At 64.5% G+C, this 22,245-nt stretch carries 24 protein-coding genes; 7 read left to right on the forward strand and 17 right to left on the reverse strand.

The annotated features are described in order from the left end of the window. The first annotated feature begins 330 nt into the window (after nucleotides 1-330). A complete protein-coding gene (locus EDF61_RS07775) occupies nucleotides 331-1,284 on the forward strand; it encodes an NAD(P)H-dependent flavin oxidoreductase (protein WP_133833718.1) in 954 nt (317 codons plus the stop codon). Here the strand turns inward: EDF61_RS07775 and panC are convergent. From panC to dacB, 13 genes are all read right to left on the reverse strand, one after another. Beyond that, nucleotides 1,281-2,147, reverse strand: a complete 867-nt coding sequence (gene panC, locus EDF61_RS07780) for a pantoate--beta-alanine ligase (RefSeq protein WP_133833719.1) — start codon at nucleotides 2,145-2,147, stop codon at nucleotides 1,281-1,283. The genes EDF61_RS07775 and panC overlap by 4 nt on opposite strands. A 4-nt stretch (nucleotides 2,148-2,151) precedes the next feature. Further along, nucleotides 2,152-3,018: a Rossmann-like and DUF2520 domain-containing protein gene (locus EDF61_RS07785; protein WP_133833720.1), complete on the reverse strand. Its 867-nt coding sequence runs from the start codon at nucleotides 3,016-3,018 to the stop codon at nucleotides 2,152-2,154. A gap of 2 nt (nucleotides 3,019-3,020) precedes the next feature. Then, a complete protein-coding gene (locus EDF61_RS07790; RefSeq protein WP_166650736.1) occupies nucleotides 3,021-4,418 on the reverse strand; it encodes a PH domain-containing protein in 1,398 nt (465 codons plus the stop codon). After that, complete coding sequence (locus EDF61_RS07795; RefSeq protein ID WP_105658624.1) at nucleotides 4,415-4,912, reverse strand: PH domain-containing protein; 498 nt, start codon at nucleotides 4,910-4,912, stop codon at nucleotides 4,415-4,417. The genes EDF61_RS07790 and EDF61_RS07795 overlap by 4 nt, the downstream gene beginning before the upstream one ends. Next, nucleotides 4,881-5,342 carry a DUF3180 domain-containing protein gene (locus EDF61_RS07800; RefSeq protein ID WP_105658625.1) on the reverse strand — a complete coding sequence of 154 codons (462 nt, stop codon included), beginning with the start codon at nucleotides 5,340-5,342 and terminating at the stop codon, nucleotides 4,881-4,883. Before EDF61_RS07800 ends, EDF61_RS07795 begins: the two co-directional genes overlap by 32 nt. Then, nucleotides 5,330-6,172 carry a 2-amino-4-hydroxy-6-hydroxymethyldihydropteridine diphosphokinase gene (folK, locus tag EDF61_RS07805; protein WP_166650737.1) on the reverse strand — a complete coding sequence of 281 codons (843 nt, stop codon included), beginning with the start codon at nucleotides 6,170-6,172 and terminating at the stop codon, nucleotides 5,330-5,332. Before folK ends, EDF61_RS07800 begins: the two co-directional genes overlap by 13 nt. Continuing rightward, nucleotides 6,159-7,061 (reverse strand): dihydropteroate synthase, encoded by a 903-nt coding sequence (gene folP / locus EDF61_RS07810; protein ID WP_105662168.1) that lies wholly within the window; start codon nucleotides 7,059-7,061, stop codon nucleotides 6,159-6,161. Before folP ends, folK begins: the two co-directional genes overlap by 14 nt. An 8-nt stretch (nucleotides 7,062-7,069) precedes the next feature. After that, nucleotides 7,070-7,648 (reverse strand): GTP cyclohydrolase I FolE, encoded by a 579-nt coding sequence (gene folE, locus EDF61_RS07815; protein WP_286134348.1) that lies wholly within the window; start codon nucleotides 7,646-7,648, stop codon nucleotides 7,070-7,072. Nucleotides 7,649-7,657: 9 nt separating this feature from the next. Beyond that, a complete protein-coding gene (gene ftsH, locus EDF61_RS07820; RefSeq protein ID WP_105658628.1) occupies nucleotides 7,658-9,583 on the reverse strand; it encodes an ATP-dependent zinc metalloprotease FtsH in 1,926 nt (641 codons plus the stop codon). 107 nt (nucleotides 9,584-9,690) lie between these two features. Next, nucleotides 9,691-10,242, reverse strand: coding sequence for a hypoxanthine phosphoribosyltransferase (gene hpt, locus EDF61_RS07825; protein WP_105658629.1), 552 nt, complete (start codon nucleotides 10,240-10,242; stop codon nucleotides 9,691-9,693). Between the two features lie 64 nt (nucleotides 10,243-10,306). Beyond that, complete coding sequence (gene tilS / locus EDF61_RS07830) at nucleotides 10,307-11,233, reverse strand: tRNA lysidine(34) synthetase TilS (protein WP_286172157.1); 927 nt, start codon at nucleotides 11,231-11,233, stop codon at nucleotides 10,307-10,309. After that, on the reverse strand, nucleotides 11,230-12,156 hold the full coding sequence (locus EDF61_RS07835) for a zinc-dependent metalloprotease (protein WP_105658630.1): 927 nt from the start codon (nucleotides 12,154-12,156) through the stop codon (nucleotides 11,230-11,232). Before EDF61_RS07835 ends, tilS begins: the two co-directional genes overlap by 4 nt. A gap of 18 nt (nucleotides 12,157-12,174) precedes the next feature. After that, nucleotides 12,175-13,539, reverse strand: coding sequence for a D-alanyl-D-alanine carboxypeptidase/D-alanyl-D-alanine endopeptidase (dacB, locus tag EDF61_RS07840; RefSeq protein ID WP_133833722.1), 1,365 nt, complete (start codon nucleotides 13,537-13,539; stop codon nucleotides 12,175-12,177). Between the two features lie 97 nt (nucleotides 13,540-13,636). Here dacB and EDF61_RS07845 point away from each other — a divergent pair, with 97 nt between their 5' ends. Next, nucleotides 13,637-14,116 (forward strand): inorganic diphosphatase, encoded by a 480-nt coding sequence (locus EDF61_RS07845; protein ID WP_133833723.1) that lies wholly within the window; start codon nucleotides 13,637-13,639, stop codon nucleotides 14,114-14,116. Nucleotides 14,117-14,216: 100 nt separating this feature from the next. Here EDF61_RS07845 and EDF61_RS07850 read toward each other — a convergent pair whose 3' ends face one another. Further along, nucleotides 14,217-15,425 carry a DNA recombination protein RmuC gene (locus EDF61_RS07850; RefSeq protein ID WP_105662171.1) on the reverse strand — a complete coding sequence of 403 codons (1,209 nt, stop codon included), beginning with the start codon at nucleotides 15,423-15,425 and terminating at the stop codon, nucleotides 14,217-14,219. An 83-nt stretch (nucleotides 15,426-15,508) separates the two neighbouring features. Here EDF61_RS07850 and EDF61_RS07855 point away from each other — a divergent pair, with 83 nt between their 5' ends. From EDF61_RS07855 to yczE (EDF61_RS07865), 3 genes are all read left to right on the forward strand, one after another. Continuing rightward, nucleotides 15,509-16,132, forward strand: coding sequence for a pyroglutamyl-peptidase I (locus tag EDF61_RS07855; RefSeq protein ID WP_105662172.1), 624 nt, complete (start codon nucleotides 15,509-15,511; stop codon nucleotides 16,130-16,132). A gap of 9 nt (nucleotides 16,133-16,141) precedes the next feature. Continuing rightward, nucleotides 16,142-16,363, forward strand: coding sequence for a hypothetical protein (locus EDF61_RS07860; RefSeq protein ID WP_133833724.1), 222 nt, complete (start codon nucleotides 16,142-16,144; stop codon nucleotides 16,361-16,363). A 179-nt stretch (nucleotides 16,364-16,542) separates the two neighbouring features. Further along, nucleotides 16,543-17,202: a membrane protein YczE gene (yczE, locus tag EDF61_RS07865; protein WP_133833725.1), complete on the forward strand. Its 660-nt coding sequence runs from the start codon at nucleotides 16,543-16,545 to the stop codon at nucleotides 17,200-17,202. Between the two features lie 26 nt (nucleotides 17,203-17,228). Here yczE (EDF61_RS07865) and yczR read toward each other — a convergent pair whose 3' ends face one another. Further along, nucleotides 17,229-18,629 carry a MocR-like transcription factor YczR gene (yczR, locus tag EDF61_RS07870; protein ID WP_166650738.1) on the reverse strand — a complete coding sequence of 467 codons (1,401 nt, stop codon included), beginning with the start codon at nucleotides 18,627-18,629 and terminating at the stop codon, nucleotides 17,229-17,231. 61 nt (nucleotides 18,630-18,690) lie between these two features. Between yczR and yczE (EDF61_RS07875) the strand changes: the two genes are divergently transcribed. Next, nucleotides 18,691-19,326: a membrane protein YczE gene (gene yczE / locus EDF61_RS07875; RefSeq protein WP_133833727.1), complete on the forward strand. Its 636-nt coding sequence runs from the start codon at nucleotides 18,691-18,693 to the stop codon at nucleotides 19,324-19,326. Between the two features lie 58 nt (nucleotides 19,327-19,384). Continuing rightward, nucleotides 19,385-19,987: a hypothetical protein gene (locus tag EDF61_RS07880; RefSeq protein WP_105658637.1), complete on the forward strand. Its 603-nt coding sequence runs from the start codon at nucleotides 19,385-19,387 to the stop codon at nucleotides 19,985-19,987. A gap of 9 nt (nucleotides 19,988-19,996) precedes the next feature. On the opposite strand, the gene EDF61_RS07885 is transcribed toward EDF61_RS07880, so the two are convergent. Further along, on the reverse strand, nucleotides 19,997-20,827 hold the full coding sequence (locus EDF61_RS07885; RefSeq protein ID WP_105662175.1) for an HAD family hydrolase: 831 nt from the start codon (nucleotides 20,825-20,827) through the stop codon (nucleotides 19,997-19,999). Nucleotides 20,828-20,951: 124 nt separating this feature from the next. Further along, nucleotides 20,952-22,229, reverse strand: a complete 1,278-nt coding sequence (serS, locus tag EDF61_RS07890) for a serine--tRNA ligase (RefSeq protein ID WP_105658639.1) — start codon at nucleotides 22,227-22,229, stop codon at nucleotides 20,952-20,954. Between the last annotated feature and the right edge of the window lie 16 nt (nucleotides 22,230-22,245).

Raw genomic sequence — 22,245 nt, forward strand, 5'->3', positions numbered from 1 at the left:
TGTATTCACCAAATAAAAATATTCGGTATCAACAAACTTGGCACACTATTGAGTTCTCAAACAACAAACACTCTCGACACCACAACCACCAATCCTTCGATGACTGCTTCGCTCCGGAGCAACTTTTCCAACTTACCAGAGTTCCTGATCCGATCAAAATCGGCGGAAAACCTTTAGTGAAAAGTGATTGGCTGCCGGGTGAACAATCGGTAGATTCCGTGTTGTTTCCGTTCCGGCAACAGATAAAAACTATACACAGGTTCTTGGGCACTTACAAATCGAGGGGCCGCGTTCTAGGTCACATTCATTTCGCTGTTCTAGTCTGGGCTCATGAGCGACCTGCAAAGACTCCTTGGATACCGTGAACCCATCTTCAATGCATCTATGGCTGGCGCGGCTGGCGGCGCCTTGGCTGCAGCTGTTTCCCACGCGGGAGGTGTAGGGATGATCGGTTCGCCTGCAACTCCCACAGCTGACTGGATTGAACAGCAAACGCAATTCGTTGAATCCCTGAGTACTCCATGGGGCGTCGGCTTCATGGCCTGGGCGCTGGAAACGGATCTCTCCCCGCTAGAGGCCTTCTTGGAGTTCGGGCCCTCGTTGGTGACCTTGAGCTTCGGCGATGTCACCCGGGCCGCGGCGGTAGCCCATGAGGCTGGAGTTCTGACCGCCATGCAGGTAGGCAATGCGGCAGATCTGGAACGCGCGATGGCTGATGACATCGACATCATCATTGCCCGTGGCGCAGAAGGTGGCGGACATGGCCGCAATGAAGCCGGAACTCTGCCGCTGCTGCAGCTGGCAACCGCCCAGCACCAGAAGCCTGTGGTGGCGGCCGGAGGCATCGGCACTGCGCGAGGTATCGCCGCGGTGCTGTCAGCTGGCGCGGAAGCTGCCTGGATCGGGACCCGTTTCCTCTCGGCAGCAGAGTCCAGCGGGCACGGGAACATGAAGAGCGCAGCACGCAATGCGGGCCTGGATGACACTATCTATACCCGCGCCTTCGATCTCGCCCAGCAATTGCCATGGGCGCCCGAGTTCGGCGGACGGGCGCTGCGCAATGAGTTCAGCGACAAGCACGCGGATCTTTCCAGCTGGGAGCCGAACGATGCGCTGCGCGAGCAGATGGATCAGGCCCGCTCCGAAGCGCTGACGGACATAGCCCCGGTCTATGCCGGTGAGGCGGTGCAGTTCGTTGGCGCCGAGCAGCCCGCCGCCGAAATCATGCAGGAGCTGTGCGGCTTCCGCCAGGTCCTCGGGCAGACTGCTCGACGCTTTGCCTAGATCGGCTGGTTGTCGATCAGACGGACGTTGCCCACCTTCGCCGCGACAAGGATCAAGCCCTCGCCGGTGAAGGGGGTGTCCTGGCAGTTGAATGCCAGTTCCTGCAGGGTATCCGGGTCAACGACGGCGAAGTAGTCCAGCTCCACCAGCGGGGCCATCTGGTACATGCCGATGGCATCCTCGATGTACAGCGGTTCATTGCGTGCCGCACGGTCGGCAACCAGCTGGATCGAACGGTGCAGCACCAAGGCTGCTTCCTTCTCTTCCTCGTTGAGCAATGCATTGCGGCTGGAAAGCGCCAGGCCTTTCGGGCTGCGCACGATCGGCACCGCACGCAGTTCTACCGGATAGTCCAGGTCGGCAACCATGCGGCGGATCAGCATCAGCTGCTGGGCATCCTTCTGGCCGAAGTAGGCGCGGTATTCGCCCCGACGCGGGTCGGTCAAGTGCAGCAGCTTGGCGACTACGGCCAGCATGCCATCGAAGTGGCCTGGACGCGAGGCGCCTTCATACATTTCGCCCAGCGCGCCGGAGCTCAACTTCACCAGCGGAAGGCCGGCATGGTAGATCTCGGAAGCGTCCGGGGCAAAGACAAGATCGACGCCGGCGGCCGCGGCCAGCTGCACATCAGCGTCGAGCTGGCGCGGATAGGTGGCGTAGTCGCTGGCATCGTTGAACTGCAGCTCATTGACGAATACGGAGATGACTACCAGTTCGTTTTCTGCGCGGGCGGCCTTGAACAGCGAAGCATGTCCGCGGTGCAGGGCTCCCATAGTGGGCACGAAGCCCAGCGATCCCGGGTTAGCTGCGGCAATAGCAGCCTTCAGCTCGGCACGGGTCTTTACAATCTTCGGGGTTTTCACGCTTCTATTCTAGAACTCGCAGAAGCTCTTCCAGCGTGGCTTGGGAGATCAGTCCGCGTTCTGCGGCGCGCAGCGCGGTAGCGCGCGAGAGGCTCCGATAGGAATTGTTGGTTTCCGCCGGGGCATCGGCCAGCGCCTGCAGGTGCGCGGTGACCGTTCCGCTATCGCCTCGTGCTACCGGGCCGGTCAGTGCGCCCGCGCCGGAACGCAGGGCATTATCCAGGCTCGCGTACATCAGGGCGCGCAGGGTATTGGATGGTTCTTCCACGCCGATCCGGCGCAGGATGTCCGCCGATTGCGCCGTGATGGTGTTCAGGTGGTTTGCCGCATGGGCCAGGGCCGCGTGGTAGCTGGCACGATCCTGCTCGGCGATCACCACCGGCTCCCCGCGCATTTCCACCACCAGCGCCTGGGCTACCGGGAGGATGGCCTCGTCCGCGGTGACCGCGAAGACGCAGTCGGTCAGGCGCTGGAGGTCCATGCTCATGCCGGTGAAGGTCATGGCCGGGTGGATTGCCAGTCCAAAGGCGCCAGCATCCAAGGCCGGTTGCAGGATCGAGGTGCCGTACCGCCCGGCGGTGTGCGCGATCAACTGCCCAGCGGCGATATGGCCGCCCGTTGCCAGTCCGGACACCAGTTCGCCGAGCACGTCGTCGGGTACCGCAAAGAGCACCAGTTCGCTGCGGCGCAGGATTTCTGCTGGGTCCAGCAGTTCCACGCCGGGCAGCAAGGCGTCGGCGCGATCGCGCGAATCCTCCGAGACGGCGTGGATTCCGGTGATCCGGTGTCCGCTGGCTGCCAGCGCCGCACCAAGCACGGTGCCTACCTTGCCGGCGGAGATGATGCCGATTCCCAAGCGTGGTGCGTCCACTTCTACCTTTCAACCAGGCGCCGGGTTTGCGCCCGAATAAATTCTGCTGCGGTGTCCGCATCAATCTGATGCAGGTATCCGATGATGTTTCCGCCGGCACAGTGCAAGCGGACACCGGCCAGTTTACGTCCTTGCTCCCACGGCCCCTGGCCCCAGCTCATGCCCTGCACCCGGTTATGCGGCACGAAGCTGGCCTGCCGGGCCAGCCAGCCATACCGGGAAATCACCGTGGTGCCGGTGGCCAGGAACGCCTGGTGCTTCCATGCCCCGGGCGATAGCGGCTTGGCGCGTTCCGGGGAGCCGGTGAAACCGTGTTCGCATCCGGTGCTCACCGCGGTGGCCAGCACCTCGCGCTGGTTGGCGACGCCAAGATCCGGCAGCAGGATCCCCATGATGCGGGCGACCGACTCGAAGTCGCCCACCGGGAGCACCTGCAGGTTATCCGCGTCATCGCTCTTGGTGCCCAGCACGTTGACTTCCACCTTGTACCAGCCCAGCATCCGCCAGAAGAAGGGTGCCGTCACCGAAATGGCCTGGACGCGGCCGGCAGGAATGGAGTGCTGGCGGGTGTCAGCCAGTCCGTAGCTGATGCGCATGCCGGTGTCCGAGGCGCTGGCGGTGAAGTTCCAGCCCTGGTTCAGCTGCTTGTAGTAGAAGCTGCCGAAGGCCAAGGCCGCGGGGACCAGGGCCGCGATGATTCCGTCGACCCCGGCAAGCCAAAGCACCAGCATCGCCAGGCATGCGAGCACCCCGAACATCACCGGCAATTGCAGGAACATGGAGCCAATCAGGCGCCCAATGGGCACGTTGGCCATCAGCGGCAATGCGTCCGCGGCGGCCTGCGACTGGGCTGCCGCGCGATCCGCCGCGTCGTGGGAGCCGCTTTCTTGGGCAGCGGCAGGTTCTTCGCCGCGGGCCCGCTCCAGGATGACCACGCGCAGCGCGTGGGCATCGGCCTTGCGCAGGAAGGAAAGGCGCAGCACCGACTCGGAGGAATCGGCCACGTCAAAGCGCAGTTCGGCGAGACCCAGCAGCCGGGCTACCAGTGGCTGGGCAATGTCTATGCCTTGCACCTTGTCGATGCGCGCCTGCTTCTGGCTGCGGAATAGCATCCCGGAATTCACGTACACGTGGGTGCTGGTGAGCTTATAGCGGGTGAAGTACCAGGAAAGGAAGTAGAAGATGAGCACCACGGCCAGTGCGATGCCGGCGCCCGCGACGGTCCACATCAACCTGGTGCCGGAGAAGCGCTCCGCCCAGGACAGGTCGTCGGTGTTCTGCCAGTAGATGTAGCCCAGGCCGATGATGGCCAGCCAGCCGTGGACGAACGGGCTGGCTGGATGCACCCGCTGCCATGGCTCGGCACTGTCTCCGGTGGCCAGTTCTTCGGCCTGGCTCATAGCATTTTCTCTTCGCCGGCGGCCACAAGCCGTTCGCGCAGGGCCTGCCCTTCGCGCTCGGGCAACCCGTAGACGTGCGCGGTGGCAGCGCTGCCGGCGGTGTTCAGCGTTAGCTGGCATAGCCCATAGCGGCGCTCCAGCGGCCCGCTGTTGACCTCGACGTATTGCATGCGGCCGTAGGGAATGACCACCTGCTTGCGCCACATCACCCCGGAGCGGACGATGAAGTCTTCTTCGCGTTCGAGATAGCCCAGTGCGGCGACCTGGCGGCGGATGATGCGCAATGCCGGCAACGCGATCGCCAGCACCAGCAGGACCGGGGAAAGCACCAGCCACAGCGGGATGCCGACGCCGGTGACTGCCAGCACGGCAGGGACCAGTGCCGCCAGCAGGAACAGGCCCCAGGTGATTGCCCAGGTGGTGAACTTGACCTTGGCGTAGTCCCGGTGGGCTGGGGTGAAGTTATTCGGTGACCACGGAGTCGCTGTTGCCATCGGTATCCTCTGGAGGTAGTTTGCACAGTTGCTGAACAATATACCCAATAATCACCATGAGGACACCAGCACCAGTCAGCACCAGGCCGCGGGTCAGAGTGGGGGTGATCCCAGTGGCCGCCCAGAGGGTGATGATGGCCGGAACATGCCAACCGGCAATCACCGCACCAGCATACGCCGAGGCCTGGGCCAGAACCAGGGTACGAGCTGCGGCGATCGGCTCGAAGTCCGATTTGCCCAGGGTGGAGCGCTTCACGCGGATCCCCAGGAACAGGATCACCGCGCAGACCGCGCCCAGCGAGTACAGGGCGGAGTAGTCCAGCACCGGCGCGTACCTGCCTGCCGCGGTGAGCAGGCGCAACGCGATCCAGCCGGCCACGGCCCCGAGCCCGGCGCACCAGAGCAGCCAGCGCAGCTTCAGCTTGGCCATAGCCGGATGATGTCCTTCGTATCGGCAGCTTCGGCGGCCAAACGGGAAACCAGTTGCCCGTTCAGCACCGCGTCCGGATCCATCCAGCTCCACGGGGCCAGCACGAAGCCGCGGATCGCGGCGCGCGGATGAGGCAGGGTCAGCCGCTCATCATCCAGGTTCAGCTGGTCGTAGGCGATCAGGTCCAGATCCAGCGTGCGCGCTTCCCAGCGCACTTCGCGGGTGCGGTGGTGCTTGGCTTCTATCCACTGGCACAGATCCAGCAGCTCATGCGGGGCCAGCCGGGTACGCACTTGGACGACCTGGTTGGTGTAATCGGGCTGTTCCGGCGGACCGCCTACCGGCTTGGTGATGGCCAGCGGGGAAACCTTGAGCAGCTCGACTTCTGCGCCGAGGTCCTGCACCGCGGCGGCCAGGGTAGCCTGCGGATCACCCAGGTTGGCGCCCAACGCGATGATCGCGGTGTGCTGCTTCTGGTGCCGCGTCAGCGAGATGGTGACATCGGTGAACGGTACCGGGATTGGAGCCTGCGGCTTGTGCACCACCACGTCGATGGTGAACACGCCCGGGTAGGCGGCGAGGATCGCCTCGGCGATTTCGCTGCCCAGCTTCTCGATCAGGTCCCACGGGCCGGCCTGGATCTGCTGGACTACCAGCTCGCTGACTTCGCCGTAGTGCACCGTGTCAAGAACATTGTCGCTGGCTGCCGCACGTGAGATATCCACGTGCAGCACCACGTCAATGATGAATTCCTGGCCGTCGCGCTTCTCATGGTCGAAAACGCCATGGTAGCCGGTGGCCGAAATTCCGTAGATGCTAATGCGATCCATAGGCCTGCACGACTTCAATGGCGTCGCGGTTGCCGGTGACATCGTGCACGCGCACTGCCCAGACCTTGTCGCGGGCGCCCAGCACGGTGGTCGCGGCGGTCGCGGAATCGCGTTCCATCGGCGCGCGGCTCTTGGAACCCTCGGCCAGCAGTTCGCCCAGGAAGCGCTTGCGGCTGGTGCCGATCAGCACCCGGTGGCCCAGCTCCTCGATGGCAGGGACGTTGGCCAGCAGCGCCCAATTGTGCTGCGCATCCTTGGCGAAGCCCAGTCCCGGATCGATGATGATCTGCTCCGGGGCCACGCCCTTGGCGACGAATTCATCGCGCAGCATGCGCAATTCTGCGATGACCTCGGTGACCACGTCCTGGTAGTTCGCCTCGGAAACCATGTCCTGCGCGGTGCCGCGGCGGTGCATCAATACGTAGGGGACGCCGGTTTCCGCGATCAGCTCCGGCATGCCCGGCTCATAGGTCAGGCCGGAAACGTCGTTGATGAGGTGCGCGCCGGCGGCGATGGCCGCGCGGGCGGTGGAGACATGCATGGTGTCCACGGAGATCACCGCGCCGGCCTTCACCAGGGCTTCGATGACCGGGATGATGCGCTCGCGCTCCAGGGCAGGATCCACGTTCGTGGCGCCCGGGCGGGTGGATTCGCCGCCCACGTCGATGATGTCGGCACCCGAGTACAGCAGCTTCAGGCCCTGGTCGATCGCGGCATCGCCGGACAGGTACTTCCCGCCATCCGAGAAGGAGTCCTCGGTGACGTTCAGGATGCCCATGACCAGGGTGCGGCCGGTTGGCAGGTCGGCCATGGTCTTCTTGCTGGACTTGCGGATCACCGGCAATGGGCTGGTGTTCGGGCCGGTGCCCGGGATCGCTCCAAGCGACATGGGGGTTCCTACTTTCCGAGGATCAGGCTCATGGCTTCGGCACGGGTGGCGGTTTCCCGCAGCTGCCCGCGCACCGCACTGGTCACGGTCTTCGCGCCGGGCTTCTGCACCCCGCGCATGGACATGCACATGTGCTCGCATTCAACGACGACGATCGCACCGGAGGGGTTCAGGTGCTCCACGAGGGCATCGACGATCTGGGTGGTCAGGCGCTCCTGGACCTGCGGGCGGCGGGCGTACACCTCGACCAGCCGGGCCAGCTTGGACAGGCCGGTGACCTTGCCGCCCTTGCCCGGGATGTAGCCGATATGCGCCGAACCGTAGAAGGGCACCAGGTGGTGCTCGCAGGTCGAGTAGAACGGGATGTCCTTGACCAGCACCATCTCATCGTGCTCGATGTCGAAGGTGGTGGACAAGTGGTCTGCCGCTTTCTGGTGCAAGCCGGCGAAGAACTCCGCATAGGCCTTGGCCACCCGCTTCGGGGTGTCTACCAGGCCGTCGCGGTCGGGATCCTCGCCAATGGCTTCCAGGATCTCGCGCACGGCTGCCGCGATCCGCGGCTGATCAATCTCTTGTAGTTCACTCACGCTTCGATCCTAGTCGGTCGAGGAAGCTGCGCGCTCCTTGGGGCTTAATATCGGGCCCTCTTGGTGCACCGGACGGGCCTCGTTGCTCAGCCAGACTTCGCGCTTGTCGCGCTTTACCAGGTCGGAGAAGATCTCGGCGATCTCCTTCTGGTTCAGCGTCTCGCGCTCCAGCAGCGCCAGGGCCAGGCGGTCGAGCACATGGCGGTTGGCCATCAGCGCCTGGTAGGCGTCGTTGTGCGCCTGCTCGATCAGCTCGCGCACTTCCTGGTCCACCAGGTGGGCCATTTCGTCGGAGAAGTCGCGGGAGGCGGTGCCCATGCCCTGCTCGGCAGCCGAGCCGGCCAGGCGCACGGCGCCCACCTTCTCGCTCATGCCGTATTCGGTGACCATCTTGCGCGCGGTGGCGGTGGCCTTCTCGATGTCGTTGCTGGCACCGGTGGACGGATCGTGGAAGACGATCTCCTCGGCGACGCGCCCGCCCATGGCGTAGGCCATCTGGTCCAGCAGCTCGTTGCGGGTGACCGAGTACTTGTCGGATTCGGGAACCACCATGGTGTAGCCCAGCGCGCGGCCGCGCGGCAGGATGGTGATCTTGGTGACGGGTGCGGTCTGGTTCATGGCCGCTGCCACCAGCGCGTGGCCGCCCTCGTGGTAGGCGGTGACCTTGCGCTCGTGCTCGTCCATCAGGCGGGTGCGCTTCTGCGGGCCGGCCATGACGCGGTCGATGGCCTCGTCCAGGGCGCGGTCGTCGATCAGGTTCGCGTTGGAGCGGGCGGTGAGCAGCGCGGCCTCGTTGAGCACGTTGGCCAAGTCGGCGCCGGTGTAGCCCGGGGTCTTCTTCGCGACGGCGTTCAGGTCCACGGTGGCATCCATCGGCTTGCCCTTCACGTGCACGGCCAGGATCTGCTCGCGGCCCTTCAGATCCGGTGCCTCCACCGGGATCTGGCGGTCGAAGCGGCCCGGGCGCAGCAGCGCCGGGTCCAGCACGTCGGGGCGGTTGGTCGCGGCAATCAGGATGACGTTGGTGGTGGCGTCGAACCCGTCCATCTCCACCAGCAGCTGGTTCAGGGTCTGCTCGCGCTCATCGTTGCCGCCGCCGATGCCGGCGCCGCGATGGCGGCCGACGGCGTCGATTTCGTCAACGAAGATGATCGCCGGGGAGTTGGTCTTTGCCTGCTCGAACAAGTCGCGCACGCGCGAGGCGCCCACGCCGACGAACATCTCCACGAAGTCCGAACCGGAGATCGAGTAGAACGGTACCGCCGCCTCGCCGGCTACGGCCTTGGCCAGCAGGGTCTTGCCGGTGCCCGGAGGGCCGTAGAGCAGCACGCCCTTGGGAATCTTCGCGCCCAGGGCCTGGAATTTGGCTGGTTCCTGCAGGAATTCCTTGATTTCGTGGAGTTCCTCCACGGCCTCGTCGGCGCCGGCGACATCCTTGAAGGTCACCTGCGGCATGTCCTTGGTGATCAGCTTCGCCTTGGACTTGCCGAACTGCATGACCTTGGAGCCGCCGCCTTGGGAGCGGGCGAGGATGAACCAGAAGATGCCGGCGATCAGCAGGAACGGGATGATGATCCCGAGCATCGACAGCAGCCAGTTGCTTTCCACCGGCTGGTCGGTGAACTTGCCCAGGTTGGCCTTGTTGATCTCATCGACCACCAGTTCGGCACGGGCGGTGGAGTAGTAGAAGCTCACCGAGGTGCCCTTGTCCACGCCATCGACCTTCAGCGAGTCGCGCAGCTTCAGATCCACGCGCTGGTCGCCGTCGAACATCTTCGCTTCGGTGACATTGCCGCTGGTGAGCTGGTGCAGGCCTACGGAAGTGTCCACCTTGGCCGAGTTATTGCCGAAGACCATCGGCAGGAACAACACCACGGCGACTACGCCGACCAGGACCCAAATGATCCAGCTGTTAAAAAGCTTCTTCGTTTTCATTGATCCGACAGGCCCCGCGCCTGGCGCATCCCCCTCACGCACTGCTCTGGCGTCCGGGTCACGCCACCTTCGATATTTCTCAACGCCCCATTGGCGAGAAAAGTTCCCTACTGGTAAATATGCGGGGCCAAGGTGCCCACGCAATCAAGGTTGCGGTACTTTTCCGCGAAGTCCAGGCCGTAGCCCACCACGAATTCGTTCGGGATGTCCATGCCGACGTACTTGACGTCGATTTCCACCTTGGCTGCTTCCGGCTTGCGCAGCAGGGTGCAGATTTCCACCGAGGCCGGGCCGCGGGATTCCAGGTTGGACTTCAGCCAGGACAAGGTCAGGCCGGAATCGATGATGTCCTCGACGATCAGCACGTGCTTGCCCATGAGGTCGGAATCCAGGTCCTTGAGGATGCGCACCACACCGGAGGACTGGGTACCCGAACCGTAGGAGGACACTGCCATCCAGTCCATGGTCAGGTGGGAGTTCAGTGCGCGAACCAGGTCAGCCATGATCATCACGGCGCCCTTGAGCACACCTACCACGAGGATGTCGCGGCCTTCGTAATCCTTGTCGATCTGCGCGGCAAGTTCTTCCACGCGGGCCTGGATTTCTTCCTTGGTGTACAGAACGTGCGCAAGATCGGCTTTGACTGCATTGGAATCCACGAGAATTCTCCTGATTCTAGAGGTGTGGTACTTACCTAGAGTGCCACATTTAGCGGAAGGTTGTTTAGCCGGTTGTGGTGAAAACGATCACCGATTGCCGCCGGAAGGCGCTGATCCTGCCATCCAGCTGCACAGGACCAGCTGATTTGGACTTGGGGACGCCGAGCCCGGCCAGCGCGCACAGCGCCGCCGTTCGCTCATGGCCCACATTCCTGGCCCCGGCTTCCATGGCGGCCAGGCGTAATACTCGCGAGCTGATGGCCACCGGCAGCTTGGCCAGGTCCGGGATCGCCAACCCGTGCTCGTCCTTGGCCGCTTGGGCCCATTCGTCGAGGGCTTGGGCGTCGGCGGCGGCCAGGCTGGCGGTGCGCGCCAGTGCTTCGGGAACATGCTCGCCAAGTTCCTCGCGCAAGAAGGGCAGGATCCTATGGCGGATGAGGTTGCGCTTGTACCCGGTGTCCGCGTTGCTCGGATCTTCCCAGTAGCCAAGCCCCGCCTGCCGGCAGATTTCCTCGGTTTGCGCCCGGGACAGTTCCAGCAGGGGGCGCCGGTAGGCTCCGCGCCGGGCAGGGATGCCGGCCAGCGAGCGGGTTCCCGATCCGCGCAGCAGCCCCAGCAGCACCTGCTCGGCCTGGTCGTCGCGGGTGTGGGCGAGCATCAATGCCTGCGCGTTGAACTGCTGCAGGGCTGCTTCAAAGGCCTGGTACCTGGCCGTGCGGGCCGAAGCCTCGTCATCCGAGGTCTCGACCTGGACCACCGCCACCGGGTCCAATCCCAGCTCGCGGCATTGCCCGGCGGCGCGTTCGGCCGCCTGGGCGCTGCCGGGCTGCAGGCCGTGATCGATGACCACGGCGCCGAAGGAAGCGGGCAGCGTCGCGGCGGCAATGGCCAGGGCTAGCGAGTCGGCACCGCCGGAAACCCCGATCAGGTTCAGCCCGGGCGCGCTGCTGGCACTGATGGCGGCGCGGGCAAGGTGAAGGGCGCGGCTCATCGGGTGCGGGCCAGCCAGCGTTCCGGGTCATCGAGTTCCCCGGCGCTCGGGAACATCTCGCGGGCGGTGAAGATTTCGTTGAAGCCCTCGTAGCCAATCGCGTCGACGATATGCCGCACGAATTTTGCCCCGCGTTTGTACTGCAGCGCCTTGGCATCCAATCCCAGCAGCTTGCCCAGCAGGATCGCCAGGGCCGAACGGTTCTCGCCACGGGCTTCGAAGCGGCGGCGGATGGTCTTGATGCTGCGGATCGAGGTGACATCGTTCATCACGACCATGGCGTGGCCTTCGAGCACCGACATGATGCTGGTCAGTTCGCTGACCTCGGACTTCATGGATTTCAGGCGTTCACCCAGTTCGCCCATGGAGTGGGTGGTGCCGGCCAGCGGCTCGAAGGCCTCGGCCAGGGTCTGCTTCATGACCCCGGGGATCCAGGCAGCGTGCTCGAATTGCAGGCGGTGGGTCTGCTCGTGGGTGGCGATCCACAGGTAGAAGTCGCGGGCGTTCACATTCAGCTCGCCGCGGATCTGGGTGATGGTCTGGGCGTTGAGCAGCAGGCGCGGGCCGACGAACGGGTCGAACTGGCCCAGCACCCGGGTGCCCAGCACCGAGAGCACCGCGCCAAGTTCTGCGCCGGCAATCAAGGGGACCACACCGGGGACGTCCTGACGCGCTGCCGGGAGCAGGGCCGCGAAATTCTGGCTGACGGCCTTGGCCCAGCCGGACCGGTCCACCACCAGGGTCTGCGAGGGCGCGGAAGCAGCCAGCTTGGAAACCTTCTCGGCCTCCACCAGGCCTTCGCCGGCGGCGATGCGCAGTTCCTCGATGATCCGCGCGGCATCCTGGGCCTGGATCCCCGGCCCGGCGGGCATCAGGGTTTTCGCGGCCTTGGCCGCCAGCTTCCAATCGACGAACTGGTTCATTTGCTGCTCCTGCGGCGTTCAGCTCCGGCAGCCACAGCCACGGATGGCGGTGACAGCAGAGTCAATGGTTGGCTTGTGGGGTGCGAGTGTTCCGTTGGGCTGATCGGCATAGATCGAGAAGGCGAGCAGGCGCCCGTCTTCGGTCATGGCCATGCCGGTCAGCGTGGCCACGCCGGTCAGCGAGCCGGTCTTGGCGCGGACCAGGCCAAGTGTTCCGGCACCGCCCAGGCGGTTCATCAAGGTGCCGTTGTAGCCGGCGACCGGCAGCGAGTAGACGACCTCGCGCAATTCCGGCTTCTTGCTGGTGGCGGCCGAGCGCAGTACCGCGGTCAGCGCCGCGGGCGAAATCCGGTTCCTGGCAGCCAGGCCGCTGGTGTCCACGAGCGTGTGGCCAGCAGCCCCATGGGCCTGGGCCACAGCAGCGACGGCGGCCCCTGCCTGCTCCCCGGGCATCTGGCGGTCCAGCGCCACCAGGCGGCCCATGGATTCGGCAATGTAGTTATCCGAAACCAGCAGCATGTGCTTGATGACATCGCGCAGCGGTGCCGACTTCACCTCGGTGATCTGCTCGCCCCCCGCATAGGGGCCGCGGCCACCCTCATCCACCTTGACCTGCTCGCCCAGGGCTTGGGCGAAGACCTTGCGGACCTGCGCGGCCGGGTCGGACTGGTAGGCGGTGCTGATGCTTTCCCCGGCACGCCCGGCGTAGTGCGCAATCGGGTAGACCTGGCCAATGTTATTGGAGGTGAACAGCGACTTGTCCCAGGCGGGGTTGCTGTGCGCATCGCCGAACAGCGAGTCGTCCAGCCACAGCTTGACCTCGCTGATGCCGCGCTTTTCAAGTTCTTCGGCGGTCTGCTTAGCCAGGGTTGCCAGTCCTGCATAGCCCTTGGGGTGCGCCGGGTCCGATTCCCCGTCGCCCAGCAGCACATCTCCCCCGCCGCGCAGGATCAATGTGCCGCCATCGAGCAGCACGCTGGTGGACAGCTGGGTGTCGCCGCCGAGGGCATCGAGGGCCGCGATGGCGGTGACTACCTTCAGGCTGGAGGCCGGGGTGCCATTTATTTCGGAGTTCCTGTCATACAGGACTGTGCCCGTGGCCACGTCGACCACCTGGGCGTTGAAGGACGTCCGGTCGGGCTTGTCCGCCAGGATGCCATCCAGCTTCGCGGCGAGGATCCCGGGGTCCGGTTGCGCGGCGTTGGGGTCCAGGTCCCGCACGGCGACTGGGGATTTATCGGCCAGCTGCGCGCTGGCCGGGGTGTAGGAAGCCTCGGGCTCTCCGGTGAAGAATCGCGGGGCCAGCAGCATCGCGGCAATCACTGCAACCATGGCAACAATCGCCACCCCCAGCGTAATAGCGCGTCGGGCGGCAGTGTTCATATGGTTACATTCCTCTCGCAGTTTTATCCATCAGGCGCAATGGGGCGATACCCTTATTAGCGGATATCCCTAAGACTAGTTTAGGAGTGTGCTTTTCATGAGCCACGACGTGACCATCGAGATCCCCACCGGATCGCGCGTCAAGTACGAGATCGACCACGAGACCCACCGCCTGCGCCTGGATCGCGTGCTGTTCACCTCGATGCAGTACCCAACCCACTACGGCTACTTCGACGATACTCTGGGCGAAGATGGCGATCCATTGGACGCCATGGTCTTCATCCCGGGTGTTGACCTGATCCCAGGTGTTGTTGTCGAAGCACGCCCAATTGGCGTATTCAACATGACCGACGATGGCGGTGGCGATGCCAAGCTGCTGTGCGTTCCTGCCGACAAGCGCTTTGACCACATCAAGGAACTTGAAGACATCGACGAATGGCTGATCAAGGAGATCGAGCACTTCTTCACCCGCTACAAGGACCTGGAACCAGGCAAGTGGGTCAAGGCCGAGGGTTGGGAAGGCCGCGGGGCTGCCGAAGCCGAGCTGGCTCGCTCCATCGAGCGTTTCAAGGCCTAGCCACTAGGCTCAAGCCGAACATGGCGGCGACCCCCGAATCGGGGTCGCCGCCATTGCTTTTGCTGCCGGTTCACTGCCGGAGACCCGGACCTGCCCGGCGCTAGGCTTCAGGCAGCATTCCGCTGAGCACATCTTCCTGCGCGGAAACTTCCAGGGTCTGCACGTCCTTGAGTTTCCGCTCCACCGCACGGGTCCGGGTACCGGCATCGCGCACCGTGTTCTGCGCCGTGGCCAGCTGCTTGCCCAGCTTGTCCCAGACATCTCCGTACTTGCGGAACTCTTCCTTGGCCGCCGAGAGCACCTGCCACACCTCACTGCTGCGCTTCTCAATGGCCAGTGTCCGGAAACCCATTTGCAAGGAGTTCAGCAGGCTCATCAGGGTGGTCGGCCCCGTGACCAGCACCCGGTGCTCGGCCTGCAGCTTACTGGCCAGCCCCGGGCTGCGCACAACCTCGGCGAACAGCCCCTCGGTGGGCAAGTACATGATGGCGAAGTCGGTGCTGTACGGCGGGGCGATGTACTTGCTGGAGATCAGCTTGGCCTGCTCAAGGATCGCCCGGTCCAGCGCCTTGCCCGCAGCGGCGATGACGGCCTTGTCGCCGTGCTCCTGGGCATCGAGCAGGCGCTCGTAGTCCTCTTGCGGCAGCTTGGAGTCGATTGGCAGATAGATCGTTCCGGCATCCCGCCCGGGCAGGATCACCGCGAACTCCACGACCTCGCGGCTGCCGGGCACGACCGCCACGTTCTGCTCGTACTGCTCTGCGGTGAGGATGTCTTCCAGCTGGCGCGAAAGCTGCACTTCGCCCCATGAACCACGGCTCTTCACGTTGGTGAGCACGCGTTTCAGCCCGCCGACATCCTGGGCCAGGCTCTGCATTTCCCCCAGCCCCTTCTGCACCATTTCCAGCCGCTTGCTGACCAGTTCAAAGGATTCGCCCAGCCGCTTCTCCAAGGTCCCCTGGAGCTTCTCGTCCACCGTCTCGCGCATCTTCTCGAGTTTGGCTTCATTGCCCGAGCGCAGTTTCTCCATTTCCTGCTGGAGCAGCCCCTGGACCTGCAGATGGCGGTTCGCATTGGCTTCTGCCATCGCGGTCAGCTTGGCGTCGATCTCGGTACGCACTTCGCCCATCCCCTGGCGCAGTTCGGTGCGCTGGGTCCCCAGTTCCTGCCGGAGCTCCGCATTAGCAGCACGCACCGAGTCCTGGATCTGGGTGCCATCAGAGCCGGATGTCCTGCGCACCAGCAGCAAGGCAATACATGCCGTTGCCAGAATATTCAGGATGACGAGTACAAAAACCGCGATTACCATGAGCACCTAACCAAAAACTGTCGAGCGGACCATTGCCTCAGTCCTATCAGCGGACACCGACAGTTTGGGCCCATAATTGGTCCATGCATATTTTGGTCACCGGTTTCGAGCCGTTCGGCAACGACGAATTCAATGCCAGCCAGGAAGCCGTTTCCAGCCTTCCCAGGCAGCTGGGCGAGCATCAGGTCCTCACCGCCATGCTTCCGGTGTCCTTCGCGGCCTCCGGCAAAGCACTCGAATCGCTCTTGGCGAAGCACCAGCCCGATGCGCTGATTTGCGTCGGCGAAGCCGGCGGCCGGAATGCAATCACGCCGGAGCGATGGGCTTTTAACGAAGATGATGCCCGCATCCCCGACAATGATGGCGCCCAGCCACGGTCAGCGGCCATCAAGGCGAATGCGCCGGGACGCTTGGATGCCACACTTGATCCAGCAGCGGCCGTCCGCGCCCTGCTCGCCGCAGGCTATGAGGCAAGGGTCTCCGAGGATGCCGGGCGTTTCGTGTGCAACCACACTGCGTATTTGGCGTATTCCCAACCGGTCCCGGCATTGTTCATCCATGTTCCCGCACTGCGCCCGCCAGGGGTTCAAGCCACGGTTGGTGCTGAAACCGACGCATCGGCCAGCCAACCTCGGCCCGGGGACCTGAGCCAGCTATCGTCGGCCCTGGGCATTGCGATACTGGGAAGCCTCGCCCCCGGTGGATAGACTGCTTTCATGGAAGCGGTAATGGCACTGGACGGCCTGGAAGTTGGCATTCTGGTGCTGTGGGCGCTGGGCACGCTCTTTGTGCTGGTGCAGTTCCTCCGCGAACGCTGTGTGCGCACCGCCATACCGCTGGCTCTAGCCATGCCTATTCCCCTGTTTGGCGCCGTCTACTCGGTGGCCCGCTTGACCGGGATCATGATGAAACGAAAGCCTGGATCCGATAATGAATAGCAGTCCCACCCGCTGGATGGTTCTTTTTTCGCTTGCCATCGGCTTTCTTTTCATCGGAGCTTTCGCCCTGGTTGTCTCGGGGCTCGCCGCACCATGGCTGGACTGGGACTAGGAATGTGACCATCTGATACTTGCGGGATTACTGCCGGGGTTCAGCGCAGGGCTAGCCTTGAAGCATCATGACCCTGCATAATCTCACTCCGCTCGATCAGCTGCGTGCCGGAAAGCTCCCCCTGCGTCTTGCAAATCTGTTCATCGGCCTCATGCTTTTTGCGCTGGCCATGGCACTGCTGATCCGCGCCCAGCTCGGCGTGGATCCGTGGGATGTGCTTCACCTGGGCCTGGCCAACTACATTCCGCTGTCGCTGGGAACGATAGTGATCATCGTCGGCGTCGTGGTGCTGCTGGCCTGGATTCCACTCAAGCAGTGGCCAGGATTGGGCACCGTCGCCAATGTGCTGCTCATCGGGCTTGGCCTGGACTTCTTTCTCTGGCTCATCCCTGATGTCCACGGGTTGGGCTGGCAGATCCTGACCCTGGTTGGCGCCATCGCCGTCAATGGCCTTGGCGGCGCCCTGTACATCGGCTGCCATTTCGGCCCCGGCCCGCGCGACGGCCTGATGACCGGGCTGCATTTGCGCACCGGCAAATCGATCCGCCTACTGCGCACCATTATCGAGGTGTGCGTGCTGGGGATCGGCTGGTTGCTCGGCGGTCCGGTGGGCGTGGGCACGGTGGCTTATGCGCTGCTGATTGGCCCCGCTACGCAGTTCTTCTTCAAGTACACGACCGTTGCGCTGCCCGCCCAGCAGGGCACGCCCAGCCGCACTCCGGCCTAGTTCCGCCAGCCGCTTGAGGCCAGAGGCTACGCAGCCACCTGGCGCCATGCCGCGGCAATGGCCGGCAGGGCCTGCTCCAGCTGCGAGCGGTCCTGGGCGAAGGGCAGGCGCATATAGTGCTCCAGCCCGTGCCCCTCGACGGCAAAGGTCGCTCCGGGGGCCAGCAGGATGCCTTTCAGCCGGCGCGCCAGCGCGCTGGAACGCGGCTGGGGCAAATGGCACCACAAGCTCAGTCCGCCGGCAGGCCGGTTGGGTTCCCAGTCGGGCAGCACCTTGCCCAATTCGCCGATCATCCAATCACGGTTCCCGCGCAGCTCCTCGCGGGTCGCCGGGGACAGGGCCGACTGCGAGGCGAGCGCATTGGCCAGCACCAGCTGTTCCAGTACCGGAGCCCCCAGATCCATGCTCATCCGGGAGCGGGCAAGTGCTCCAGCCAGGTGGCGCGGGGCGCGGATCCAGCCCAGGCGCAAGCCTCCCCAGTGCGACTTGCTGGCGCTGCCCACGCTGATCAGGTTCCTGGAGAATGCGGCCATCGGCAATACCTCGGGCCGCTCATCGAGCCATAGCTCGGCGCAGGTCTCATCGACAATTCCCACGGTTCCCGCGCGATCGAGCTCGGCGGCCCAGCGTTCACGTCCGGCATCATCGAGCAGCGTTCCCACCGGGTTGTGGAAATCCGGCAGGCACAGCATCACCGCGGGCGAGATCCTTTGCAGGGCTTCGGCAATCTGCTCCAGATCCGATCCTTCCGGGCCGATCGGCACGGCGGCGGTGCGCGCCCCGTGGGCCTTCAGCGCCAGCAGCGAATTCGGATAGGTGGGTGTTTCTGCCAGCACCGCCTGCCCGCGGCCAATCACCGCGCGCCCGGCAGCGGCGACCGAGGAGAGCGCCCCGGAGGTGACGATGATCTGTTCAGGACTAGTCGGCAGCCCCTTGCGGGTGTACTGCTCGGCCAGGGCGGCGCGTAATGGCTCGATGCCCAGCGGATAGTAGCCCATGGTCGCGGCGTAGCGCGGAAGCTGCTCGAGCGCTGCTTCGAACTCGGCGATCATCCCCGCAGGGGCATTTGGCGCCGCGCACGTCAGATCGAGGGCGCGGCTTCCGGGCATCGGCCCGAATCCGCCCAGCGGCAGCGGTTCGGCGCCTCCGGATACCGGGCCTCCGGGCAGTTGGGCGATGGTCCCCGAGCCGCGGCGGGCACTGGCGTACCCGGCATCGCGCAGTTCGGAGTAGGCCCGCGACACCGTGGTGCGGCTCAGCCCCAGGGCCTGGACGGCGTCGCGTTCGCTGGGCAGCGCAGTGCCATGCAGGATCCGGCCGTTGGCAATCAGCGCCCGCATTGCCAGGAAGAGCCAGCGGTAGGCGGGCATTGAAGCATCAACGGCACCGAGCATGCCCGCAAGCGTCGCGGCTGTGACGCGTCCCATGGATCCACCCATTCATAATTGGCTATTTTTTCTAAGTCCACTTTACCGGAGCATTGCTTCCATGACCATAACGAACCTGTCTCCGCGCCAGCAGCTTTCCGCCGGACGACTGCCCCTGCGCCTCACTACCCTTTTCCTTGGCCTGACCCTCTACGCTTTCGCCATGGCCATGATGATCCGGGCCCAGCTGGGCGTTGATCCCTGGGATGTGCTGCACCTGGGCATCGCGAATCACCTGCCGCTCTCGCTCGGGACGATCATCATCCTGGTCGGGATCCTGGTGCTGCTGGCGTGGATCCCGCTGAGGCAATGGCCCGGCCTCGGCACCATCGCGAACACGCTGTACCTGGGAATCGCGCTGGATGCCTTCCTGCGCTTCCTGCCTGAAGTCCATGGCCTGGGCTGGCAGATCCTCACGCTGGCCGCGGCTATCCTGGTCAACGGGCTGGGAGGGGCTCTGTATATCGGGAGCCACTTCGGCGCCGGTCCGCGCGATGGCCTCATGACCGGGTTGCATCGGCGCACCGGTGTTTCGATCCGCCTGGTCCGCACGGCCCTGGAACTCTCGGTGCTGGCCATCGGCTGGCTGCTGGGCGGACCCGTGGGCATCGGCACCGTGGCCTACGCACTGCTCATCGGCCCGGCGACGCAGTTGTTCATCCGGCGCGCCAGCATCCGGCTTCCGCAGGGAAGCTAGCGGCAGCCTGCAGCGCGCAGTGCGCGACAAACCCGGTTGCACACGCAATACTTGAATCATGTTTGTCGTTGCGCTCAGCCCCCGGCCCCGCTCGGTCACCGATGTTGCCGCCGCCAGCGAGCAGCTCTGGCACCAGCTGGAACAAGTCGACACCCACGCGCCGTTCACCGCGCTCAGCGGGCAGCTGCTGCTCGGAGTGCCCAGTGACCCCGATGCCGCCGTCGACGCGCTGCTGCGCGTGGCACGGCTGAACTTCTGCAATATCGGGCTGGGCATCGGCAGCCTGTACGAGCCGGTGCCCGCAGAGGCCGACCTGGTCGAGGGCAGGGCGGCGCGGCGCGCGCTCGGCGCGCTGGAGGCGGCCAGCCACCGCGGCGAAAGGGTCCCGATCTGCGTTTCCTCGGGCAATGACGAGATGGACGGCGAGCTCGAGGGCCTGCTGCGCATGCTCGGACAGTGGATCCGCACCCGCACCGAGGCCGAATGGTCCGTCGTTGACCTGTTGACTCCCGGTGTGCGCGGGCAGCAAAAAGCGGTCGCCGGGATCCTGGGAATCACTCCCCAGGCAGTATCTGCGGCGATCGTGCGTTCGGGCTACAACGACGAGCTGGGCGCGCGGGCAGCGATCGCCCGGCTGCTGGAATACACCGACCAGCTCTAGACCCTGGTGCTAGCTGCCCAGCAGCCCTTCCAGGACGATGGCCAGGCCATCCTGGTCAACGCCTTCAGTCACGGCGTCGGCCGCTGCCTTGACCTCATCCGGCGCTTGGCCCATGGCCACGCCATGTCCGGCCCACTGCAGCATTTCGACGTCATTGCGGCCATCGCCTACTGCCAGCGAGTCCTTCGAATCGAACTTCAGGATCGCCCGCAGCCGCTCCAGGCCGCTGGCCTTGGTGGTACCCTCGGCGGCAATATCCAGCCAAGCGGTCCAGCCCACCGAGTAGGTCACCCCGGAGAGCCCCAGGCTCTGCACGGCATGCCCGAATTCCTCGGCGGTGTTGTCGGTGGAGAAAACCACCACGCGCACGGCCTTGCTGTTGACCAGCTCGCCGAAATCAACGACCTTGCTCTCGGCGCCAAAGCTCATGTCGCCGAAGGTTTCGCTGGAAAGGAATTCGCCGCGCTCGTTTTCCAAGGCGTACTTGGCTTTGGGAAGCTGGTCGCGCAGCGCCTTGAGCGCTGTCGACGGGTCGAAGATCTCGCGGTGCAGGATCTCGACTTCATCCTGGCACACCTTTGCGAGCACGCCGCCGTTGCTGACCACGACATAGCCATGGTCGATGCCCAGTTCCGCCATGATGGGCAGGGCCGCACCCAAGGAGCGGCCGGTGGAGATGATTACCTCATGGCCCTGGGCCACTACAGCCCGCGCGGCATCGCGCACGCGCTGGCTCATTTCCCCCTGGTGGTTGACGATGGTGCCATCCACGTCAAGGCAAATCATCAATTTTTGCTTGGTCAGCCGGTCATCGTTGCCGAGCTTAGTCATAACAGTCATGGCTCAAGTTAACCACCACCGCGGGTTTTTGGCGATGACCCAAGGCACAGCGCCAAGTGAACAACCGGTTAAAAGCATTTGCCGGCTGCCCGCGAGGGGCAGCCGGCAAATGGCCGGTCATTGGCTACTTGAGTACTTCGAGTCCGCCAAGGTAAGGCTGCAGCGCCTTGGGCACGTTGACCGAACCGTCCGGGTTCTGGTGGTTTTCCAGAATCGCCACGAGCCAGCGGGTGGTCGCCAGGGTGCCGTTCAGCGTCGCCACCGAACGGGTCTTGCCGGCCTTGCCGTCGATGATCTCGCGTTCGCGGATATTCAGGCGGCGGGCCTGGAAGGTGGTGCAGTTCGAGGTCGAGGTCAGTTCGCGGAAGGTGCCCTGGGTAGGAACCCAGGCTTCGCAGTCGAACTTGCGCGCGGCGCTCATGCCCAAATCCCCGGCGGCGGTGTCGATCACGCGGTAGGGAAGTTCCATGCGCCCGAGCATGTCCTCTTCCATGGCCAGCAGCTTCTGGTGCTCTGCTTCGGCGTCCTCGACGCTGGCGTAGACGAACATCTCCAGCTTGTTGAACTGGTGCACGCGGATGATGCCGCGGGTGTCCTTGCCGGCCGAACCAGCCTCGCGGCGGTAGCAGGAGGACCAGCCGGCGTAGCGGATCGGGCCGTCGGCCAGATCCATGATCTCGTCCGCGTGGTAGCCGGCCAGGGCCACCTCCGAGGTGCCGACCAGGTACATGTTGTCGCGCTCGAGCTTGTAGATCTCGTCGTCGTGCTCGACATCGAAGCCGGTGCCCTGCATGGTTTCGGGGCGGACCAGGGTCGGGGTGATCATCGGGATGAAGTCGTGCGCCATGGCCACATCCAAGGCCATGTTCATCATCGCGATTTCCAGCCGGGCGCCGATGCCCTTGAGGAAGTAGAAGCGCGAGCCGGAAACCTTGGCGCCGCGTTCCATGTCGATGGCGTCCAGCTTCTCGGCGATCTGCAGGTGGTCCAGCGGCTCGAAGCCCTCGGCCTTGAAGTCGCGGGCGGTGCCCACGTGCTTGACGACGGTGAAGTCATCCTCGCCGCCGGCCGGGATGCCGTCGATGATCAGGTTGGGGATGGAACGCTGCAGTGCGGTGCACTTGGCGGAGGCCGCGTCGGACTCGGCCTGGGCGGACTTCACCGCGGCAGCGAGCTCCTTGACCTCGGCAAGCAGGGCGGCGCGCTCGTCGCCCTTGGCCTTGCCGACCTTCTTGGAGAACGCATTCTGCTCGGCACGCAGGCGCTCGTAGGTGGCGATGGTTTCACGACGTGCCGTGTCAGCTGCCAGCAGCTGGTCAATTAACGACTCGTCGGCACCGCGCGCGCGTTGCGAGGCACGGTACAAATCCGGATTTTCGGTGAGCATTTTCAGGTCGATCACATGTTAAGGGTAGCAA

The organism is Arthrobacter sp. JUb115, from assembly GCF_004365035.1.
Taxonomy (GTDB): domain Bacteria; phylum Actinomycetota; class Actinomycetes; order Actinomycetales; family Micrococcaceae; genus Glutamicibacter.

What these genes read in the sequence shown, in the direction of transcription:
- folP (WP_105662168.1), bottom strand. Translation starts at nt 7,061, where the DNA reads ATGTCGCTTGGAGCGATCCCGGGCACCGGCCCGAACACCAGCCCATTG.
- yczE (WP_133833727.1), top strand. Translation starts at nt 18,691, where the DNA reads ATGACCATAACGAACCTGTCTCCGCGCCAGCAGCTTTCCGCCGGACGA.
- tilS (WP_286172157.1), bottom strand. Translation starts at nt 11,233, where the DNA reads ATGAGCCGCGCCCTTCACCTTGCCCGCGCCGCCATCAGTGCCAGCAGC.
- EDF61_RS07845 (WP_133833723.1), top strand. Translation starts at nt 13,637, where the DNA reads ATGAGCCACGACGTGACCATCGAGATCCCCACCGGATCGCGCGTCAAG.
- EDF61_RS07790 (WP_166650736.1), bottom strand. Translation starts at nt 4,418, where the DNA reads ATGAGCCAGGCCGAAGAACTGGCCACCGGAGACAGTGCCGAGCCATGG.
- EDF61_RS07775 (WP_133833718.1), top strand. Translation starts at nt 331, where the DNA reads ATGAGCGACCTGCAAAGACTCCTTGGATACCGTGAACCCATCTTCAAT.
- dacB (WP_133833722.1), bottom strand. Translation starts at nt 13,539, where the DNA reads ATGAACACTGCCGCCCGACGCGCTATTACGCTGGGGGTGGCGATTGTT.
- EDF61_RS07860 (WP_133833724.1), top strand. Translation starts at nt 16,142, where the DNA reads ATGGAAGCGGTAATGGCACTGGACGGCCTGGAAGTTGGCATTCTGGTG.
- yczR (WP_166650738.1), bottom strand. Translation starts at nt 18,629, where the DNA reads ATGGGACGCGTCACAGCCGCGACGCTTGCGGGCATGCTCGGTGCCGTT.
- ftsH (WP_105658628.1), bottom strand. Translation starts at nt 9,583, where the DNA reads ATGAAAACGAAGAAGCTTTTTAACAGCTGGATCATTTGGGTCCTGGTC.
- yczE (WP_133833725.1), top strand. Translation starts at nt 16,543, where the DNA reads ATGACCCTGCATAATCTCACTCCGCTCGATCAGCTGCGTGCCGGAAAG.
- EDF61_RS07850 (WP_105662171.1), bottom strand. Translation starts at nt 15,425, where the DNA reads ATGGTAATCGCGGTTTTTGTACTCGTCATCCTGAATATTCTGGCAACG.
- EDF61_RS07880 (WP_105658637.1), top strand. Translation starts at nt 19,385, where the DNA reads ATGTTTGTCGTTGCGCTCAGCCCCCGGCCCCGCTCGGTCACCGATGTT.
- EDF61_RS07800 (WP_105658625.1), bottom strand. Translation starts at nt 5,342, where the DNA reads ATGGCCAAGCTGAAGCTGCGCTGGCTGCTCTGGTGCGCCGGGCTCGGG.
- EDF61_RS07885 (WP_105662175.1), bottom strand. Translation starts at nt 20,827, where the DNA reads ATGACTGTTATGACTAAGCTCGGCAACGATGACCGGCTGACCAAGCAA.
- folK (WP_166650737.1), bottom strand. Translation starts at nt 6,172, where the DNA reads ATGGATCGCATTAGCATCTACGGAATTTCGGCCACCGGCTACCATGGC.
- EDF61_RS07835 (WP_105658630.1), bottom strand. Translation starts at nt 12,156, where the DNA reads ATGAACCAGTTCGTCGATTGGAAGCTGGCGGCCAAGGCCGCGAAAACC.
- EDF61_RS07855 (WP_105662172.1), top strand. Translation starts at nt 15,509, where the DNA reads ATGCATATTTTGGTCACCGGTTTCGAGCCGTTCGGCAACGACGAATTC.
- EDF61_RS07795 (WP_105658624.1), bottom strand. Translation starts at nt 4,912, where the DNA reads ATGGCAACAGCGACTCCGTGGTCACCGAATAACTTCACCCCAGCCCAC.